The 18,992-nt window shown below is 64.9% G+C and carries 19 protein-coding genes; 6 read left to right on the plus strand and 13 right to left on the minus strand.

Translation table 11 applies throughout. From position 1 onward, the window contains the following. Window positions 1-152 precede the first annotated feature (152 nt). A complete protein-coding gene (locus ASE85_RS07770; RefSeq protein ID WP_056686186.1) occupies window positions 153-1,049 on the minus strand; it encodes a LysR family transcriptional regulator in 897 nt (298 codons plus the stop codon). 225 nt (window positions 1,050-1,274) lie between these two features. Between ASE85_RS07770 and ASE85_RS07775 the strand changes: the two genes are divergently transcribed. Next, complete coding sequence (locus ASE85_RS07775; RefSeq protein ID WP_056686189.1) at window positions 1,275-1,511, plus strand: hypothetical protein; 237 nt, start codon at window positions 1,275-1,277, stop codon at window positions 1,509-1,511. A 12-nt stretch (window positions 1,512-1,523) separates the two neighbouring features. Next, complete coding sequence (locus ASE85_RS07780) at window positions 1,524-2,411, plus strand: bestrophin family protein (protein ID WP_056686192.1); 888 nt, start codon at window positions 1,524-1,526, stop codon at window positions 2,409-2,411. Between the two features lie 571 nt (window positions 2,412-2,982). Here ASE85_RS07780 and ASE85_RS07785 read toward each other — a convergent pair. After that, a complete protein-coding gene (locus ASE85_RS07785; protein WP_056686195.1) occupies window positions 2,983-3,582 on the minus strand; it encodes a hypothetical protein in 600 nt (199 codons plus the stop codon). 462 nt (window positions 3,583-4,044) lie between these two features. Continuing rightward, entirely contained in the window at window positions 4,045-4,884 is an 840-nt protein-coding gene (locus ASE85_RS24295; RefSeq protein WP_056686198.1) for a cold-shock protein, read from the minus strand. Window positions 4,885-5,164: 280 nt separating this feature from the next. On the opposite strand from ASE85_RS24295, the gene ASE85_RS07795 reads away from it, so the two are divergent. The 3 genes from ASE85_RS07795 to ASE85_RS07805 are packed head-to-tail and all read left to right on the plus strand — an operon-like array spanning window position 5,165 to window position 7,001. Next, entirely contained in the window at window positions 5,165-5,782 is a 618-nt protein-coding gene (locus ASE85_RS07795) for a ribonuclease D (protein WP_056686201.1), read from the plus strand. A 14-nt stretch (window positions 5,783-5,796) separates the two neighbouring features. Beyond that, entirely contained in the window at window positions 5,797-6,444 is a 648-nt protein-coding gene (locus ASE85_RS07800; protein ID WP_056686204.1) for a hypothetical protein, read from the plus strand. Beyond that, window positions 6,444-7,001 carry an LptA/OstA family protein gene (locus tag ASE85_RS07805; RefSeq protein ID WP_056686207.1) on the plus strand — a complete coding sequence of 186 codons (558 nt, stop codon included), beginning with the start codon at window positions 6,444-6,446 and terminating at the stop codon, window positions 6,999-7,001. The genes ASE85_RS07800 and ASE85_RS07805 overlap by 1 nt, the downstream gene beginning before the upstream one ends. Before the next feature lie 203 nt (window positions 7,002-7,204). Here ASE85_RS07805 and ASE85_RS07810 read toward each other — a convergent pair whose 3' ends face one another. The 3 genes from ASE85_RS07810 to ASE85_RS07825 form a co-directional block, all read right to left on the minus strand. Beyond that, the gene (locus ASE85_RS07810; protein ID WP_056686209.1) at window positions 7,205-7,645 is read right to left on the minus strand and encodes a TIGR01244 family sulfur transferase; all 441 of its coding nucleotides are present in this window, start codon (window positions 7,643-7,645) and stop codon (window positions 7,205-7,207) included. 193 nt (window positions 7,646-7,838) lie between these two features. Then, a complete protein-coding gene (recQ, locus tag ASE85_RS07815; RefSeq protein ID WP_056686212.1) occupies window positions 7,839-9,611 on the minus strand; it encodes a DNA helicase RecQ in 1,773 nt (590 codons plus the stop codon). 502 nt (window positions 9,612-10,113) lie between these two features. Then, window positions 10,114-10,434 (minus strand): hypothetical protein, encoded by a 321-nt coding sequence (locus ASE85_RS07825; protein WP_056686219.1) that lies wholly within the window; start codon window positions 10,432-10,434, stop codon window positions 10,114-10,116. 36 nt (window positions 10,435-10,470) lie between these two features. Between ASE85_RS07825 and ASE85_RS07830 the strand changes: the two genes are divergently transcribed. Beyond that, the gene (locus tag ASE85_RS07830) at window positions 10,471-11,595 is read left to right on the plus strand and encodes a serine hydrolase domain-containing protein (protein WP_056686222.1); all 1,125 of its coding nucleotides are present in this window, start codon (window positions 10,471-10,473) and stop codon (window positions 11,593-11,595) included. Here the strand turns inward: ASE85_RS07830 and ASE85_RS07835 are convergent. From ASE85_RS07835 to ASE85_RS07865, 7 genes are all read right to left on the minus strand, one after another. Further along, entirely contained in the window at window positions 11,592-12,377 is a 786-nt protein-coding gene (locus tag ASE85_RS07835; protein ID WP_056686225.1) for a PhzF family phenazine biosynthesis protein, read from the minus strand. The genes ASE85_RS07830 and ASE85_RS07835 overlap by 4 nt on opposite strands. A gap of 64 nt (window positions 12,378-12,441) precedes the next feature. Further along, the gene (locus tag ASE85_RS07840) at window positions 12,442-14,226 is read right to left on the minus strand and encodes an SLC13 family permease (protein WP_056686228.1); all 1,785 of its coding nucleotides are present in this window, start codon (window positions 14,224-14,226) and stop codon (window positions 12,442-12,444) included. A 301-nt stretch (window positions 14,227-14,527) separates the two neighbouring features. Beyond that, window positions 14,528-15,610 (minus strand): chorismate synthase, encoded by a 1,083-nt coding sequence (gene aroC, locus ASE85_RS07845; RefSeq protein ID WP_056686231.1) that lies wholly within the window; start codon window positions 15,608-15,610, stop codon window positions 14,528-14,530. Next, on the minus strand, window positions 15,607-16,029 hold the full coding sequence (locus ASE85_RS07850; protein WP_156358256.1) for an endonuclease domain-containing protein: 423 nt from the start codon (window positions 16,027-16,029) through the stop codon (window positions 15,607-15,609). The genes aroC and ASE85_RS07850 overlap by 4 nt, the downstream gene beginning before the upstream one ends. A gap of 69 nt (window positions 16,030-16,098) precedes the next feature. Continuing rightward, complete coding sequence (fabI, locus tag ASE85_RS07855; RefSeq protein ID WP_056686234.1) at window positions 16,099-16,905, minus strand: enoyl-ACP reductase FabI; 807 nt, start codon at window positions 16,903-16,905, stop codon at window positions 16,099-16,101. Continuing rightward, window positions 16,902-17,867 (minus strand): YihY/virulence factor BrkB family protein, encoded by a 966-nt coding sequence (locus ASE85_RS07860; protein WP_056686237.1) that lies wholly within the window; start codon window positions 17,865-17,867, stop codon window positions 16,902-16,904. The genes fabI and ASE85_RS07860 overlap by 4 nt, the downstream gene beginning before the upstream one ends. 122 nt (window positions 17,868-17,989) lie before the next feature. Continuing rightward, complete coding sequence (locus ASE85_RS07865) at window positions 17,990-18,910, minus strand: DnaJ C-terminal domain-containing protein (RefSeq protein WP_056686285.1); 921 nt, start codon at window positions 18,908-18,910, stop codon at window positions 17,990-17,992. Between the last annotated feature and the right edge of the window lie 82 nt (window positions 18,911-18,992).

Genomic DNA, 18,992 nt, shown 5'->3' on the forward strand with positions numbered 1-18,992 from the left:
AGACGTAGCAAGATGCCGCAAGGCCTATTGATACAAAGCGTTCCCCGGCGAAGTTGTTGGGAGGCACGTGACTCCCAACAAGGGTCCAGTCTCAAGGTCGGAACTGGTACCGGCCTTCGCCGCGGAACCACTAAAAGGAAGCTCGTCCGGGTTTAGGCGGCCTTGGCCACCCAGTCGCGCTTGAGGTGGCGGGCGAGGAAGTCGAGGCAGGAGCGGACCTTGGCCATTTCTCCCTGCCCCGGCACATAGAGCGCGACGATGGAGGAGGCCGGCAACGCAAGTTCAGGCAGCACGGGCTGGAGCCGGCCGGTGTCCAGATCGTCGGCCACTTCCCACAGCGACTTGATGACGATGCCCGCGCCGTCCAGCGCCCAGGCGCGCGCCATTTCGCCGTCATTGGTGCTGAGCGTCACGCGCGGGCCATTGCCGCTGCCGACCACCGAGCGCCAGATGTCCTGCTGCGCTTCGCCCACGACGATATTGTCGTGGAGCGCGAGGTCGGCGACGCTTGTCGGCCGGCCACGCCGATTGATATAGTCGGGCGCAGCGCAGAGCAGGCGCGGATTGTCGGTCAGCCGCTTCATGGTGAGCGCGCTGTCCGGCGGCGGGTCGAAACAGATGGCGATGTCATGCCCCGTCTCGACGATGTTGGTCGCCTGCTCGGCGGTTTCGAGATGGATGGCGACGTCGGGGTGCAATGTCGCATATTCGCGGAACAGCGGCGCCAGGCGCAGGCGCGCGGCGCTGATGGCCGTCACCACGCGCAGCAGGCCGGTCGCTTCGGTGGCGCGCCGCATCACGTCGGTTTCGACATCGTCGATGGCGCTCAGCGCCCGGCCGGCTTTGTCATACAGGAGCGAGCCTTCTTCCGTCAGCGACAGGTGGCGGCTGTTGCGGCGGATCAGCATGACCCCCAGCCGCGCTTCCAGTTGCGAGAGCCGGCGGCTGGTCGCGGCGAGCGACAGGCCGAGGCGACGGGCCGCTTCGGACAGGGTGCCCGATTCGGCGATCTTCACGAAGGATTCGATTTCGGCAAAGCGGTCGGGCATCTCCTCAAGCTAGGTGGTCGATGCTGCAACGCAATAGAACATCCATTGCGATACGGTATGGTTTCATTGCTGCGTCTCTCAAAACCGACGGTTTTGTAAGCTTTTCTTGCCGGCTTTCGCGCCACGCAACCTTGGTTTGCATCGGACGTACGGCGTTGACGAAGGCTTTTGCGGCGCATCATTTTCGTGGGTGATCCCGCAATGTCACCATGGAGTTTTCCCCACATGCCAATGCCGAGCGCCCGCCGCACGAAGGTCGATCCGCCGATCGCCTGGAACGATATCGAAGCCCTGCCCATCTATGCCGCGATGCTGCTCTGCCTGATCTGCCTGGGGATGGCGCTGATGGATTCGACGCCCAGCCTGCATGCCACCACGTTGAAGATCGTGGGTATCGTCGGCGGCCTGGCGTTGCGCCATGCCTGGCTGAAACTGGACGATGAGGGCGGCGACGCCGTTTAAGAGACAAGCATCATGATCGTCGGACGGTCCCCCCGTATCCGCCAGAGCTTCCGGAGGGCATGGAGCGCGCTGATCGCGCTGTTCTTCTGGGATCTGGCGGTCACCATCTTCTACTATGTCTCGCCCTTCAAGGCGCCGGCCCTGCCGCTGACCATCTTCGGCACCGCGCTGGCGCTGATATTGGGCTTCCGCGTGAACAGCGCTTACTCGCGCTGGTGGGAGGGCCGCATCCTGTGGGGCGCGATGGTGAATGTGTCGCGCAGTTTCTCTCGCGCGGTACTGGCCTACCTGTCCGACACGCCTGAGGCTCGCGCCATGGCGGTGACATTGGTGAAGCGCCATATCGCCTATGTCCATGCGCTGCGCTGCCAGTTGCGGCGCGAAGACCCCGCCCCCGATATGCGGCGCGTGCTGGGCGAAGAGGCGGCGCTGCCCGAACTGGAGCGGCGCAATCCGGCCAATGGCGTGCTGGACGGGTCCGACCGCAGGTTGATGGAGGCGGTGCAGCATGGCTGGATCGACACCATCCAGCAGACCCGGATCGAAGGGATGCTGGTCGACATGTCCAACGCCCAAGGTGGGATGGAGCGAATCAAGAATACGCCGCTCCCCGCCCAATATCGCGCCTTTCCCAAATATTTCACCCGGTTGTTCTGTATTTTGCTGCCAATCGGGCTGGTCGAGACGCTGGGCATGGCGACGCCGGCGGGGTCGGCCGTGGCGGGCTTCATGTTCCTGGCGGTGCTCCAGATCGGCGACGACCTGGTCGATCCGTTCGGCAACGACGTCCACGACCTGCCGCTGACCAGCATCACCACCACGATCGAGGGCGACCTGAACCAGGCGATCGGCCTGCCCGCCCCACCGCCGCTGCAACCGGTCGACGGCGTGCTGTGGTGAAACGCCGGACGCGCCGCTGAGGTCATGGGCGCGCGTCGGAGGGCGAAGTTCACGGTGTCGTTGCCCATTTTCATATGGAAGCGCTCGCAAGGCGCTCGCAACGCTTCCCCGACGCTTCCCCAAAGCGACGGGCCACGGAAGGGGCGCGTCACGCACGCGCCATCGACGCGACGGGCAGGCGGCGGGTGCGCGACGTTCAGGTCATGGGGACGCGGCGGGGCGTGGGCTGGGACCGGCGTGGGGAGGAGCGCTTTCATCCGGCAGGATAGATCAAAGATTATCCTACATTGGAAGCCGGACGTGGTAGATCGATGGCGGGATAGTCCCGGCGCGCTTTTGTCATGCGGGTTTGGCGCTGTACCGTCATCCATGGCGTGGTTTGACCATAGGCTGGTCCGGTTCGGGGGCATGGCGGTGGGTTAGCCCGCTGAGGACAATTGCAGGTGATCCAACGTCGGTGCACGCCGCGTTGACAGGAGACATTGACGGCAGGCATCGCATATGCTGCCTTTGGCCGGGAAGAGACTGGCAGGTTTCCGGGGAATGGCCTTGGAAATTTGACCTTCGTCAGTTAATCAAGGACGTGGAGCCGCGTAATCTCTTCCAAATTTCCGATGCTCACGAGAACGTGGTTGTTCATTGAGGTCGCATCTGGTTTCAGCGGCAGCACAATGCGGCTCTCGTTCTGTCCAGCGTATTCAGGCGGCTTAATGAGCACCACCCGTTCTGGGAAAGCCCAGTCGGCGGCGGGAATTTGATCGAGGGGACGATACTCCGTCGCCCCCATATCGACCCGGCCATAGTCGAGGCGCGATGAGGCGCTTGCTCGATGCTTGAGGCGACGAATGATAGCATCTGGGTCTGAGATCTCGACGCAAAATTGGCCGAAATCTCTAGCCCGCTCAGCCGAAATTTCGTTACTTGCGCAATAGACGAACACGCTCTCTGCGGCAGTCGTGAAGGATATGCCAGTCAGTTTCCGGCCATCTGCGACCATCGTGATCTCGATTCCGTCGGCTGGCGCGTAATGCAGCATCCCATCCCTGGGATCGCCCCTGACGCCACCATCCTCGATTTGGCGATAATAAGCTAGTGATCCGAAGCGCATCTCTCCCTTGCGTATAAACGCGAGGGCATAATTTTCGTTGGCAAAATATTTGAAGAGAGACATCTGGCTACCATCCAACACAATCCATCATGGCGCATCATAGCCGACGGTCGGTTTTGGGGTAGCGGATCAATGCGCCGGACGACCTCAATTGGCGCAAAGTGGTCAGAGGACTTCGACCTCACGATTGTCTGCTAATTGCATAAATCGGTAACAATTCGGGCGAACCGCTTTCCACCACTTTGCCATTTCCGCTGCCGAGATAGCCAATAATACCAGGATGCGATGATACTGACTCATGAGTTGAGTTCCCCGGCGAAGGCCGGGGTCCAGTTCTGACCGTGGGACTGGGCCCCGGCTTTCGCCGGGGAACAGCAAGCTATAGGTTCCGGTCAATGCATCTTGGTATAAGCAGGTCTTTCGCCGCCCAGCCATGTCCGGGCGCGCGCCTCATAGCAAAAGGGGCCGCCTTTGCAGGCAGCCCCTTTCATCCTCTCCCTGAAAACAGGGATGATCCGTCCGGCCTTATTCGGCCTTCGACTGGAGGTTCACCGCAGCATATTTGCCGCGACGATCGACTTCCAGTTCGAAGTCGAGGCGGTCGCCCTCGTTCAGGGCGGCCATGCCGGCGCGTTCCACGGCGCTGATGTGGACGAAGGCGTCAGGCTGGCCATCGTCGCGCTGGATGAAGCCGAAGCCCTTCATGGCGTTGAAGAACTTCACGGTGCCGCTGGAGCGCTCACCGGTAAGCTGACGCTGCGGGCCACGCTCGGGCGCACCACCGAAGCCACCGGCGCGAGGCTCGCGGGCTTCGCGCGGCGGGCCGCGATCGGTCACGGCGAGCGGTTCGCCGTCGATGACCAGATCGGTCGCCGACACCTTGCCACCACGATCGACCAGCGTGAAGCCGAGCGGCTGACCTTCGGCCAGACCGGTCAGGCCGGCCTGTTCGACCGCGCTGATGTGCACGAACACGTCTTCGCCGCCATCGTCACGGACGATGAAGCCAAAACCCTTCTGGCCGTTGAAGAACTTTACGACGCCCTTGCCTTCGCCGACGACCTGGGCAGGCATGCCGCGACCACCGCCGCCGCCACCGCCGCCGAAACCACCGCCGCCGCCGCCAAAGCCGCCGCGACCACCGCCGCCGCCGAAGCCGCCGCGATCACCGCCGCCGCCGCCAAAACCTCCACGGTCGCCGCCGAAGCCGCCGCCGCCGCCACCAAAGCGGTCACCACCGCCAAAGCCGCCGCCACCGCCGCCGAAACGGTCACCGCCGCCGCCGCCGCCGTAAAAGTTGTCGTCGCCGAAACCGTCGCGCTTATCCTTGCCGCGCCCGCCGCGGCGACCTCTGTCAAAACTCATGCCCTGTTAGTCACTTTCGCTTCGCCCCAAAGACAATTCGGACAAACATGTCGGGCGAATGACATGCAGAATCCACCGCAAAGGCGGGTTTGGGAATCACTATATCAACTTTTCAGGGCAGCGCGAATGATTTTCACTGCTGCGATCATGTTCCGTTCCAATAATGGAAAAAGTTCCGATATTCCACGGTTCGACGCAGGAGCGACGCGCTTTGCCGCAGCGTGCGCGCAGGCAAAAGGGCCGATTGCGGTCGAACCGGTTTCGCCATAGAGGGGAAGCCATGACCGTGCATTTCCATGAAGAAGATCTGCCCGCCGGCGTCCTCGCCCCCGGCCCGATCGCCATCGACACCGAAACGATGGGGCTTATCACCCCGCGCGACCGCCTCTGCGTGGTCCAGATCAGCGATGGCAAGGGCGACGAGCATCTCGTCCGCTTCAATCCCGGCAGCGACTATGCCGCGCCGAACCTGAAGGCGGTGCTGGCCGACCCGGAGCGGTTGAAACTCTATCATTTCGGCCGGTTCGATATCGCCGCGCTCAAACATTATCTGGGCGTGGTGGCCGCGCCTGTCTATTGCACCAAGATCGCATCGCGGCTGATCCGCACCTATACCGACCGGCATGGGTTGAAGGAACTGGTCCGCGAACTGCTGGGCCAGGACATCAGCAAGCAGCAGCAGTCGAGCGACTGGGGCGGCCCGGTGCTGTCGGACGCGCAGAAGGATTATGCGGCGTCGGACGTGCGCTATCTCCATGCGCTCAAGGCCGAACTGGACAAAAGGCTGATCCGCGAAGGCCGGATGGAACTGGCGCAGGCCTGTTTCGACTTCCTGCCCCACCGCGCCGAACTCGATCTGGCCGGCTGGCCGGAAATCGACATTTTCGCGCATATGTAAGGGAGCGCCGCTTCGTGTCCCTCCAGGCCGATCAGCAACGCGACGTGCGCCGCCAATGGGCGCGACCGGGCGGCAGCCATGACCGGCTGGTCGGGCTGCTCAAGAACTGGCTGCCGGTCGCGGTCGGCGTGCTGGCGGCATTGCTGGCGACCGCGCCCTTCACCGGCGGTGACAAGGTCAGCTTCGTGCTCGACAAGAACAAGGTCGAGGTGGCGAAGGACCGGATGCGGCTGACCGAGGCGCTGTATCGGGGCGAGGACAGCAAGGGCCAGCCCTTCTCCCTGCGCGCTGGCTCTGCCGTGCAGAAAAGTTCGCGCGAGCCGGTCGTCGATCTCAACACCCTGTCCGCGCGCATCCTGTTGTCGGACGGCCCGGCCGTGCTGACGGCGCAGAAGGGCCGATACGACATGGAAACGGAGCGGGTCGGCATCCAGGGACCGGTGCAGTTCGAGGCGTCGGGCGGGTACCGGCTGACCACGCGCGACGTGGGCATCGACCTGAAGACCCGGCGGATGAAGAGCGCGGGCCGGGTCGACGGGCGCATACCGATCGGCACATTCAGCGGCGACCATCTGGAAGCGGACATGGCTGCGCGCACCGTGACATTGAATGGCCGGGCAAGCTTGCGCATCGAGCAAAATGGTCTCAAAGGGCGAAATTGATGAAACGCACCCTGATCCTGCTGTCGACCACCTTTGTGGGCACTGCCGCGCTGATGTTCGCAGGCGCAGATGCGCAGGTGTTCAAGAATCACGACAGCAACGCCCCGGTCAATTTCAACGCCGACCGGATCGAGGTGCAGGATCGCGCCGACCGCGTCGTCGTGTCGGGTAATGTCGTGGTGACGCAGGCCGGCATGACGCTGAACGCCGCGCGCATGACCGTGGCCTATAACAACCAGCCGGGCGGTGGCACCGGCACCGACGGTATCCAGATCAACCGGATCGATGCGTCGGGCAATGTCGTGGTGAACAAGGCGGACCAGACCGCGCGCGGGAATGTCGCCATCTACGACCTCAACAGCAAGCTCATCACCATGTTGGGCAATGTTTCGCTGACGCAGGGGGCGAACAAGCTGACCGGCGGGCGGCTGGTGATGGACCTCAACAGCGGGCGATCGACCGTCGATGGCCGGTCTTCGGGCGGCGTGCCCGGCGCAGCGACCAGCCCGAGCGGGCGCGTGTCGGGGACGTTTACGGTGCCGCAGCGCAAGAATTGAGCCGGGGCGCCGTACGGCGCTCGCCCTTCTTAGGTGGAAGGAATTTGGATGCCGGTTCGATGCCCGGCATGACCTCTATCGTGCGCCTTCTCCCATGACATGATGAGGTTAAGCGCTCCCCGGCGCAGGCCGAGGTCCAGTTCACATCGTTAGACTGGCCCCCGGCCTGCGCCGGGGAACGTAGAATCTTGGCTTCACATCTATTATTGGCCGGCGAGGGCGTCCATGATCTGGCGCACGGGGGCGATGTCGTAGCCGGCGGCGGCGGCCTGCGCGGCCAACACGTCGCCATTGTCGCCGGCGCGGGCGCGGGTCAGCGCCCAGAGCAAGGTGCTGCGCGTGCCCGAACGGCAATAGGCGAGCAGCTTGCCGTCGGCCCTATCGACTCCGGCCTGTTCCAGCGCCTGCGCCATGCCATCCAACTGCCAGGGGGCAAAGCCGCCATGCGCGACCGGCACGGCCAAATAGGCGATACCCGCCGCCTGCGCCGCCGCCTCGATCTCCGCGCCGTTGACCTGGCCTGGCTCCTCGTCATCGGGGCGATTGTTGAGGATGAGGGTGACGCCCTGCGCCTTCGCCTCGGCGACCTGCTCGACGCTGATCTGCGGGGATACGAGAATGCGGTCGGTCAGCTTGCGGAACATGATAGGCGTCTCCTTTGGCCGACGCCATGCGCTCTGGAAGGGGAGGTTTCAAGATATTTGGTTCGCGCGGAGACGCGGAGACGTAGAGGCTGTCGCACCGGAACGGCGCCATGGTCGGCAAGCGAACCGAACAGTTTGCCTTATTACAGGCTTCGCCGTTCTTCTCCGTGGCTCCGCGCCTCCGCGTGAACCTTTACAGGAACGGGCGGATCGCGGCCAGGAAGGCGTCGCCCCAGGCGTCCAGCTTCTTCTGGCCGATGCCGCTGATATGGCTCATTTCCCGAATGGAGGACGGGCGTTGTTCGGCCATTTCGCGCAGGGTCGAATCGTGGAAGATGACATAGGGCGGCACGCCGGCCTCCTGCGCCAGTTCGCGGCGGCAGGCACGAAGGGCGTCGAACAGCGGATCGCCGACCGGGTTGGCGTCCGCGCCCTTGCGCGCATTGCGGCCGCGGCGCTCGCGCTTGGGCGGCATGAGGATGCGCACCTCCTCCTCCCCGCGCAGGATCGGGCGGGCATTGGGGCCGAGCATCAGCCCGCCATGTTCGGTCGTTTCCAGTGCGTCGCGCACCAGCAGCGCGCGCGAAACAGGGCGCAGCAATGCGGTTTCCTCGCCCGACACGATGCCATGGACGGAAATCTTGTCGTGACCGCGCTCGCGTATCTTGTCGTTGGGCGCGCCGGTCAGCACCGCCTCGATATGGCCGGCGCCGAAACTCTGCCCGGTGCGGTAGACGGCGGAGAGATATTTACGCGCGGTTTCGGTCGCGTCGACGCTCGCCGGGGGCGACAGGCAATTGTCGCAATTGCCGCAGGTGGCGGGCGGCTGCTCGCCGAAATGGCGGAGCAGGATGGCGCGGCGACAGGTGGCGGTTTCGACCAGCGCGCCCAGCGCCGCGATGCGGGCGCGCTCGCCCTGCTGCCGGCTCTGTTCCAGTTCGGCGATGCGCATGCGGGCGCGGGCGAAATCCTCCGCCCCCCAGAACAGATGCGCGACCGCCGGTTCGCCGTCGCGGCCGGCACGACCCGATTCCTGATAATAGCCCTCGATCGACTTGGGCAGGCCGGCATGGGCGACGAAGCGCACATCGGGCTTGTCGATGCCCATGCCGAAGGCGACGGTGGCGACCATCACCATATCCTCGCTGGCGATGAAGGCGGCCTGATTGCGCGCGCGCACCGCCGGGTCGAGGCCGGCATGATAGGCGCGGACGGCGCGGCCGCCCTTCCCCAGCGTTTCGGCCAGCTTCTCGGTCGCGGCGCGGGTCTGGGCATAGACGATGCCGGGGCCGGGATTGGCGGCGACGAGATCGCTGAGCTGGCGGGTGAGGCCGTCACGCGGATGGACGGCGTAGCGGATATTGGGCCGGTCGAAGCCGGAGATGATGAGGCCATCGCGCGGGATGCCGAGCTGGACGAGGATATCCTCGCGCGTGTGGGCGTCGGCCGTGGCGGTGAGGGCGAGGCGCGGGACGTCGGGAAATTCGTCCAGCAGCGGGCGCAGCAGGCGATAGTCGGGGCGGAAATCATGGCCCCATTCGGACACGCAATGCGCTTCATCGATGGCGAAGAGCGCGACCTTCGCGGCGCGCAACAGGTTGCGGAACGGCTCCTGACTGGCGCGTTCGGGCGCGACATAGAGCAGGTCGAGGTCGCCATTGCGCAGCCGATCCTGCGTTTCGCGCCAGTCCGCGTCGACGCTGGTCAGGCTGGCGGCGCGCAGGCCCACCGCATTGGCGGCGCGCAACTGGTCGTGCATCAGCGCGATCAGCGGGGATACGACGATGCAGCATCCGTCGAGCGCGGCGGACGGCAACTGATAGCAGAGCGACTTGCCCGCGCCGGTCGGCATGATCGCCAGCGTCGGCCGCCCCGCCATGACGCGGCCTACAACCTCTTCCTGCACGCCGCGAAAGGCGGTGAACCCGAAAATATCGTGGAGAAGCGTGGGGATATCGCGCGCCATCGGGGGGCCTTAGCGGGTGCGGGGCGACGGGGCTAGGGGGTGTTGATGGATGATGCTGGTGCGAGCGGCGAAGATGGATGGAAAGCGGTCATTGCATCGACAGCCCTCTGTAGTAGTTTGTGGCCGTGGAATTCGACGAACTACGCAGCCGCTTGGCGGCGATCTTGGCCGTTGAGGAACGACAGCCTACCGATTGGCTCGAAGTGGAGCGGCTAGCGAGCCAGCTACAACAGGAACTGCCAATCGACGCCACGCCAGAGGCGGTGCATCGCTACCTTGATGATGCGGACATTCGCTTCCGCGGCGACGCATACGGAGCGAGGCAGCGACGAGAAGTGCGTCGATATGTTGATCTTGGAGAATACGACGACGGCACCCCCGTTCCGTGGTGGGGGTGCGCTCTGGTCCTTCTTGCTGGCGCAGGCGTAGTTAAGTGGCTGCTTCTCTAGTTGCGGGAACGGCAACAAGTGGGGCGTTTCCAGACCCTCAAAAACCGCCACGCTCACCCCACCGGATCAAGCAAACACCCCCAGCCGGGTTTGAACCGCGCCGTCCGGCTCGCCAGTAGCGGCACGCTGGCCTGCACCGCGCGCTGGTCGGGCAAGTCCTCCAAGCCGACCAGTCCCATGCCCGGTTCCTTGTCGCCGTTGCAACTGCCCATGGTGCGGCCTTCGACATAGCGGCAGGAGCAGCCGATGCGCGCGCCATAGGCCGCGCCGAGCCGGGCGCGGGCGCTGAGGCTCGTCCAGTGCCAGGCCAGAGCCCCAAGCAGCACCAGAACGAGCAGACCGCCCAATATCCACCATTTGCGCCGAACCAGCATGGCCCTTTTCGAATCCCTTCTGTAAGGGCGCGGCTTATGCAGATCGACAGTCGAATCGTAAAGCGCCTTGGGCTGGCGCTGGGGGTAGCCGGTGTCGTCGTGGCGGGCGCGCTGGCCAGCCGCGCCGCGCCCGTGGCCGATCCCGTCTATCGCGTGGCCAGCGATGCGGTGGTGGGAAAGAGCGCGTTGCGCGGGGCGATCGATCCTTTGTTCGATGAGGATGCGATGGGGCAGACCCGCGCCCTGCTGGTGATGCGCGACGGCAAGGTGATTGCCGAACGCTATGCGCCCGGTTTCGGGCCGGAGACGAAATTGCTGTCCTGGTCGATCGCCAAGAGCGTGACGGCGGTGCTCGTCGGCCTGATGGTGGCGGACGGGCGGCTGGCGCTCGACATGCCGGTGCCGGTCGCGGCGTGGAGCCAGCCGGGCGATCCACGGGGCAAGATCACGCTGCGGCAATTGCTCCAGATGCGGTCGGGGCTGGACCATGTCGAGGATGGCGAGCCGGTCACTCAAGGTGACACGGTGCGGATGCTGTTCATGGGCGGCGCGCAGGACATGCGCGCCTATGCCGAATCCAAGCCGCTGGGCCATCCGCCCGGCGCCGTCTTTTCCTATTCCACCGGCAGCAGCATCATCCTGTCCGACCTGATGACGCGGATGCTGACCAGCAGCAGCGATCCGGCGGTACGACGGCAGGCGATGCAGATGTTCATCGACGGGCGGCTGAAGGCGCCGGGCAATCTGCCCAGCCTGACGCCGGAATATGATGTAACCGGCACGATGATCGGCGGGAGCATATTGCATATGACCGCGCGCGATTATGGGCGGTTCGGCGAATTGCTGCGCAACCATGGGCGGTCGCCCAACGGGCACCAGATATTGCCGGAGAAGTGGGTGGACTTCATGCGCGCCCCTTCCCCGCGCAACCCGGCCTATGGCGCGCATCTGTGGCTGAACCGCGACAGCAGCGACAGCGCGCTGATGCCGGGACAGGCGCCGACGAGCCTGTTCGGCTGCGTCGGGCATAATGGGCAATATATCCTGATTTCTCCGTCGCAGCGGCTGACCGTCGTGCGGATCGGCATGTCGCCGGAGAAGGAGCAGCGCGCCGCCGTGCGCGGCGCGCTGGCACGGTTGATGGGGCTGTTTCCGGGTTAAAGGATGAAGCGCCCCTCGATCACCGTGCGGCAGCGGCCGGTGAGGATGACGCGGTCGCCCGCCAGCGTGCAGCCAAGGCGGCCGCCCCGCGCCGATGCCTGATAGGCGCTGATCTGCGTCCGGCCGAGCCGATCCGCCCAGAAGCGGGTGAGCAGGCAATGGGCCGATCCGGTGACGGGGTCTTCATCCACGCCCCCGCCGGGCACGAAGCAGCGACTGATGATGTCGCTGTCATCGCCCGGTGCGGTGGCCATCAGCAGCAGGTCGCCGTGCGCCTTCAGGGTGGCGAAGTCCGGCGTCAGGGCGCGGATGGCGGCGGCGTCGGGATAGAAGAACAGGGCGTAGCCGCCGTCGCGCCAGTGGGTTTCGACCGGCTGGCCGCCCAGCCCCGCCGCGAGGTCCGGCAGCGGTTTTGGCGCCATGTCCCATGCGGGGAGCGAGAGCGCATAGCCGCCCCCGTCGCGGGTCACGGTGAGGATGCCGGCATGGCGGGTGCGGAAGCGGATCACATCGCCGTCGATCAGGACATGGCCGCTCGCCAGCGTGGCGTGGCCGCATAGCTTGACCTCCACCGTGGGGGTGAACCAGCGCAAGCCGTAATCGGCTTCGGCATCATCCGGCGTGGGCACGGTGAAGGCGGTTTCGGACAGATTGTTTTCCGCCGCGATGGCCTGAAGCGTGGCATCGTCCAGCCAGGCGTCGAGCGGGATGACGGCCGCGGGATTGCCGGTGAAGGGTGCGTCGGCGAAAGCATCGACCTGGGTGAAGGGCAGGCTGGTCATCTGGCTGGTCCTTTATGCGTTTGCGCCGTGATGGCGGGACCGGGGAGCGCCGAACAGGGCCAGTTCAGCCGAGAAGGACCAGCGCGCTGCATACCGCAAGGCCGACGACGATGTTGATCGGCACGCCGATACGCACGAAATCGGCGAAGCGATAGTCGCCCGCGGCATAGACCAGCGCATTGGTCTGGTAGCCGATCGGCGTCGCAAAACAGGCGGATGCGCCGATCATCAGCGCGATCACCAGCGGGCGGGCGTCGACGCCCAGTTGATGCGCCAGCGCGATGGTGATGGGGGTCAGCAATGCCGCGACCGCATTATTGCTGAGCAGTTCGGACAACAGCAGGGAGAAGAAATAGATCAGGAAGACGAGCGCCCATGGCGGCGCATGTTGCAGCAAGGGCGTGACCCAGCCGACCATCAGGGCGACGCTGCCCGCCTGTTCCAGCGCAAGGCCCACGGCCAGCATGGCGAAGATCAGGATCAGTACGTCCCCGTCGATCGCGCCCCAGGCTTCCTCCGGGTCGATGCAGCGGGTGATGAGGATGAGGCCCACCGCGATGACCGCAGCCAAGCCGATGCCGACCACGTCGAAGGCGGAAAGCCCCACTGCGCCGACCATGGCGGCGATGGCGATCCATGCCTTGCGCGGGCGGAAGGCGCGGGTGCGGCTGACATCGACGCCGATCAGGTGCGGATTGTCCTTGAGCGCGCGCATGGCGTCGTCCCCGCCCGCGACCAACAGCCGGTCGGCGCCGCGAATGCGAGCTTCGGCAAGGGCCGGGCCGGGAAGATGGCGGGCGCGGTGGATGCCGATGATGCGCACTCGCAGTGCATGGAGGAAGGGAATGTCGATCAGCCGTTCACCGATGGACGGATGGCTGGGCGCGATCATCGCCTCGACCACCGCGCCGACATGCGCGCTGGTGCGGGAATCGGCGGCGACGCCTATGTCGAACTGGCCGGATTCGCGCAGCGTCATGATCGCCGCGCCATCGGCCCGGACGATCAGATGGTCGCCGGCATGCAGTTCCTCCTGATCGAGGTCGCGGCGGCGGATCGTCCCGCCGCGCTTGATGCCGAGCAACTGGACCGAACGGCCGAAGATGCCGAAGGCGCCGACTTCCCGGCCGATCACGTCGCTGTCCTGCGGCACGATGAGTTCGGTCAGATAATCCTGGATCGCAGTGCCCCCGCCCTCCCCGGCTATGGACGGCGGATCACTGGGCAGCAGAAAGGAGAGGCACAGCAGCGCGACCAGCCCCGCGATCACGCCGGCCAAGCCATAAGGGGTGATGTCGAAAATGCCGAAGGGCGCCATGCCCTGATCGGCGGCGATGCCCGCCACCACCAGATTGGTCGATGTGCCCACGAGCGTCAGGCAGCCGCCCAGCACTGCGACGGCATTCATCGGGATCAGCAGCTTCTTGACCGGATAGCCGGTCGCCTGCGCCAGTTTGAACATGATCGGGATCAGCAGCACGACCACCGGCGTATTGTTGAGGAAGGCCGACAATATCATCGTGCCGAGCGTGACTTCGGCGAGGGCGAGGCGCGGGTGACGTTGCGCGCGGCTCATGACGAGATCGGCAACCCGGCCGATCACGCCGGTGCGGACAAGCGCCCCCGACAGGATGAACATCGCCCCCACGGTGAGCGGCGCACCGTTGGAGAAGACGGAAAACAACGCTTTTTCATCGAGCAGGCCGAATATGCCAAAGGCGCAGGCACCCACCACGGCGATGACTGTCGGCGAATAGCGTTCCCGCACGAAGGCGACGAACATGCAGGCCAGGATGAGCAGGCCGATTTCCGCGCGATAAATGCCCAGCAGCGCGGTGATGAAGTGCATGTGGCGATGGCCCCCTGATCGGTCGCGTGGTCGTGTCCCGGACGGAGGTGAAACGAAATGGGCCAGCCATGGTTGCATGGCTGGCCCGTGTCGCGGCTTTGAGGGGACGTTTTGACCGTCAATCCCTGCTTTTCAATCGCAGCGTTTTTCGAGAAAAACGCATGGACGCATGGTGACGCTCCCCAGGCTTACGCTCTGCCGCTCGCCCTCCCGCGGGCGATGGCCGTCATCATAGCGTAACAGGGGCGAGTCGTCTCGCGCCAATTGCGCGTTCGGCGCGCGATTGGCGCAGTTCGGCGCGTCAGCCCTCGTCCCTATCTCCACATTGGGCGCGGTGGAGCAGTTTCTGGTCAGCGAGCACCAGCGCCATCATCGCTTCGACTACCGGGACGCCGCGAATGCCGACGCAGGGGTCATGACGACCCCTGGTGATGATATCCGACGCTTCGCCTTCACGGGTCACGGTTTCGACCGGGATCAGGATCGAACTGGTCGGCTTGAAGGCGATACGGACCTTGACCGGCTGTCCGGTGGAAATGCCGCCCGCGATGCCGCCTGCATGGTTGGCGAGGAAGACCGGGCCGTCGTTTCCGGGGCGCATCGGGTCGGCATTCTGTTCGCCGCGCAGCCGGGCTGCGGCAAAACCGTCGCCGATCTCGACGCCCTTGACCGCATTGATGCTCATCATCGCGCTCGCCAGTTCGCTGTCCAGCTTGGCATAGAGCGGCGCGCCCCAGCCGGCCGGTACGCCGCTCGCGACGCATTCCACGACGGCGCCGATCGACGATCCGTCCTTGCGCGCGCCGTCTACCAATGCTTCCCAGCGCTGAGCAGCGACCGGATCAGGACAGAAGAAGGGGTTCTGGCCGATCTGCGAGGCGTCGAAATTGGCGTAGTCGATCGCGTCGCCGCCGATTTCGCTGACATAGGCGAAGATATCGACTTCCGGGATGACCGCACGGGCGACCGCGCCGGCCGCGACCCGGCTCGCGGTTTCGCGCGCGGAGGACCGTCCCCCGCCGCGATAGTCGCGAAAACCATATTTGGCGTCATAGGCATAGTCGGCATGGCCGGGACGATAGGCCTTGGCGACGTCCGAATAATCCTTCGACCGCTGGTCTGTATTCTCGATCATCAGGCTGATGGGCGTGCCGGTGGTCCGCCCTTCGAACACGCCGGACAGGATGCGCACTTCATCGGCTTCACGCCGCTGGGTGGTGAATTTGGACGTTCCGGGCTTGCGCAGGTCGAGCCAGGGCTGGATATCCGCCTCGCTCAATTCCAGCCCCGGAGGGCAGCCATCCACCACCGCGCCAATGGCAGGACCATGGCTCTCGCCCCAGGTGGTGAAGCGGAAGACGCGACCGAATGTGTTGAAGCTCATTGCCCCCTCTCCCCTTCGGGGGAGAGGGAGGGGCCCGAGCCGAAGGCTTGGGAGGGTGAGGGGGTTTCGCGCGCCATCATCAAAATTGCCTCCAACACCCCATCCAGAGTGTGCATCACATCCGCATTGCCGAAACGCATGACCCGAAACCCTTCTCGTTCCAGGATTTCGGTGCGATGTCGATCGCTGGCTTCCCTAGCGGCATGATCATCGCCGTCAACTTCGATGACCAGCTTGACTTCCGCAGCATAAAAGTCCGCGACATAGCCTGCCAGCCAGACCTGCCGCCGAAATTTGATGCCGCCCAACTGCCGCTTGCGCAGTTTCGACCAGAGCCGTTTTTCCGGCTCGGTCGGGTCGCGCCGCATCACGCGGACCTTGTTCAGGGAGTCTGGTTTCTCAGGATCGGGTCGTCGCATAGCCCCCTCACCCTCCCACCGCTTCGCGGCGGGCCCCTCCCTCTCCCCTTGGGGGAGAGGGGTTATAGCCTATTTATCCAGCGCGATGTCCGGTGCGTCTTCGGCCTTCATGCCGATGACGTTGTAGCCTGCATCGACATGGTGGATTTCGCCCGTCACGCCGGACGCCAGATCGGACAGGAGGTAGAGGCCGGCGCCGCCGACATCCTCGATCGTCACGTTGCGGCGCAGCGGCGAGTTCAGTTCGTTCCACTTCAGGATGTAGCGGAAATCGCCGATCCCCGATGCGGCCAGCGTCTTGATCGGGCCGGCGGAGATGGCGTTGACGCGGATATTTTCCGGCCCCAGGTCCATCGCCAGATATTTGACGCTGGTTTCCAGCGCCGCCTTGGCCACGCCCATGACGTTATAGTGCGGAATGACCTTTTCCGCGCCATAATAGCTGAGCGTCAGCAGGCTGCCGCCATCCTTCATCAGTTTGCGGGCGCGCGCCGTGACGGCGACGAAGCTGTAGACCGAGATGTTCATGGTCAGCAGGAAATTGTCGAGGCTGGTGTCGGCATAGAGGCCGCGCAGTTCATTCTTGTCGGAGAAGCCGATGGCGTGGACGACGAAGTCCAGCTTGCCCCAGCGCGCCTCGATTTCCGCGAAGGCCGCGTCCAGCTTGTCCATGTCGGACACGTCGCAGTCGATCAGGAAATCGGACCCGACCTGCTCCGCCAGCGGTCGCACCCGCTTGGCCAGTGCATCACCCTGATAGGAGAAAGCGAGTTCCGCACCGTGGGCGTGCAGTTGCTGCGCGATGCCCCAGGCGAGCGACTTGTCGTTCGCCAGCCCCATGATCAGCCCGCGCTTTCCTGCCATCAAGCCTGTCATAATCCTATTCCATTCCCTTCGTCCTGCGCGATCGGCTGCTCATCCTCTTCGGGGAATTCCGCCAGCGCCGCGTTCAATTCCGCGCCAATTACCACGCCAAGCCCCACGAGAAAGAAAAAAATGAGCGTGATCATGACACCTGCCAGGCTGCCATAGGTGCGGCCGTAGCCGCCCAGCAACGACAGGGTGGGCGGCAGCAGCAGCGTGGTGCCGTACCACCAGAGCGACGTCGCCACCGCGCCGGGCCATTTGGGGAAGCGGCGCGACTTGTAGGCGGTAGGGGTCAAGGTCACGAACAGCGACCAGAGCGCGAGGCACAATATCCCCATCGGCACCAGCTTGGCCGAGGCGACCAGCGCGATCGCCTGATCCGCCCAGGGGAGGATCTGGTGCAAGAACTGGTCGACACCGGTGATCACGACCTGAAGCGAGAAGGCGAACATCACGGCGAAGACGCTGGCGAGCGTGATGCCGATCGCGCCGAGGCGATAACGCCAGAAGGGCTTGGTACTTTTCGTGCCATAGGCGCGGCGGAGGATGTCGCGGATCGTCTCGATCAGGCTGCCCACGGTCCACAGACCCACAAGGCCGCCCAGCCAGAGCAGCGGGCCGCTGCGCGCGGTCAGCACATCGTTGATCGGCTGGCGCACCACCTCCGCAACGCCGCGCGGCACGGTGTAGAGAAAGGCGTTGACCGCCTGCACCCCGTCTTCGGTCCGGCCAAAGATGCTCGCCACTGCGGCCGCGACGATGAAGAAGGGGAACAGCGTCATCAGCGACAGATAGGCAAGGTTGCCGGCATGGATGAACCCGTCGCTATAGGTGCCGACGAGAACCCGCTTCATCACCTCGAACGGCTGGGTGCCGGGCCGCACCCGGTCGATCTGCCGATGGAAATGCGCACGGGCGTCATGTCCCACCTGACGACGGGATTCGGGCGAAAGAGGCGACGGCATCGGCATGGAGAGCGTAACGTCCTATCTTATGATTGGATCATATTGGACGGATCGTCCTCACTCTTCCAACGCTTCGCGCTTCCATCTCTCCCCGGTGGGAGAGGGTAAAGGACGGGCGTAACGGCAAATCAGACGCCCAGATGGGCGCGCACGGCCCGCTGGTCCTGCCAGCTTTCGACCAGCGCCTGAATCGCGGGATCGTCCGCCGGCACGTCGATCTGGAGCGTGACCAGCTGGTCGCCGCGCTGACCATCCTTGCCGGTGAAGCCACGCCCGCGCAGGCGCAGCGTCTTGCCGGAGGTCGCTCCGGGCGTCACGCCCAGCATCACCGGGCCATCGACGGTCGGCACCTTGACCTTGCCACCCTTCACCGCCTCGTCCAGCGTAATCGGCAGGTCGAGCAGCACATTGTCGCCGTCCCGCATGAAGAAGGGGTGGGGCTTCACCTCGACCGTGACGATCGCATCGCCCGCGCCGCCTGGCCCGGCCTGCCCCTTGCCGGACAGGCGCATCTGCGTCCCCGTCTCGACGCCGGGGGACAGTTTGAGGTCGATCGTCTTGCCGTCCTGAAGCGTGATGCGCTGCGGTGCCAGGGTTGCGGCGTCGACGAACTGGACCGCGAGGCGATAGGCGACGTTCGCGCCCTTCGGCGGGGGCGCCTGCCGGCCGAAGCCACCACCGCCAAAGCCGCCGCCGCCGCCGGGGCGCCGGCCCGCGCCGCCGAACAGCCCCTCGAAAATATCGCCGAAGTCCGCCCCGCCGGATTCGAAGCCGCCCCCGGACGAGCCGCGCGCGCCGCCGCCGCCAAAGCCGAAAGGTGCAGCGGGGTTGCCGTCGCCGTCGATCTCGCCCCGGTCGAAGCGGGCCCGCTTGTCCTTGTCGGACAGCAGATCATAGGCGTTGGTGACGGCGGAGAATTTGTCCGCCGCCTTGGGATTGTCCTTGTTCTTGTCGGGGTGCAGCTCCTTGGCGAGCTTGCGATAGGCGGACTTGATCTCCGCTTCGGTCGCGCTACGGGTCACACCCAAGAGGGAATAGGGATCGGCCATCATCTTACCTGTTGCACAAAAGCATCACTTGCCGACTATGTGGACGATGCGGCCCCGACATTCAAGCCGGCTTCCATGTCCG

Origin of the sequence: Sphingobium sp. Leaf26, from assembly GCF_001421665.1 — a bacterium.
In the GTDB taxonomy this organism is placed as follows: Bacteria; Pseudomonadota; Alphaproteobacteria; order Sphingomonadales; family Sphingomonadaceae; genus Sphingobium.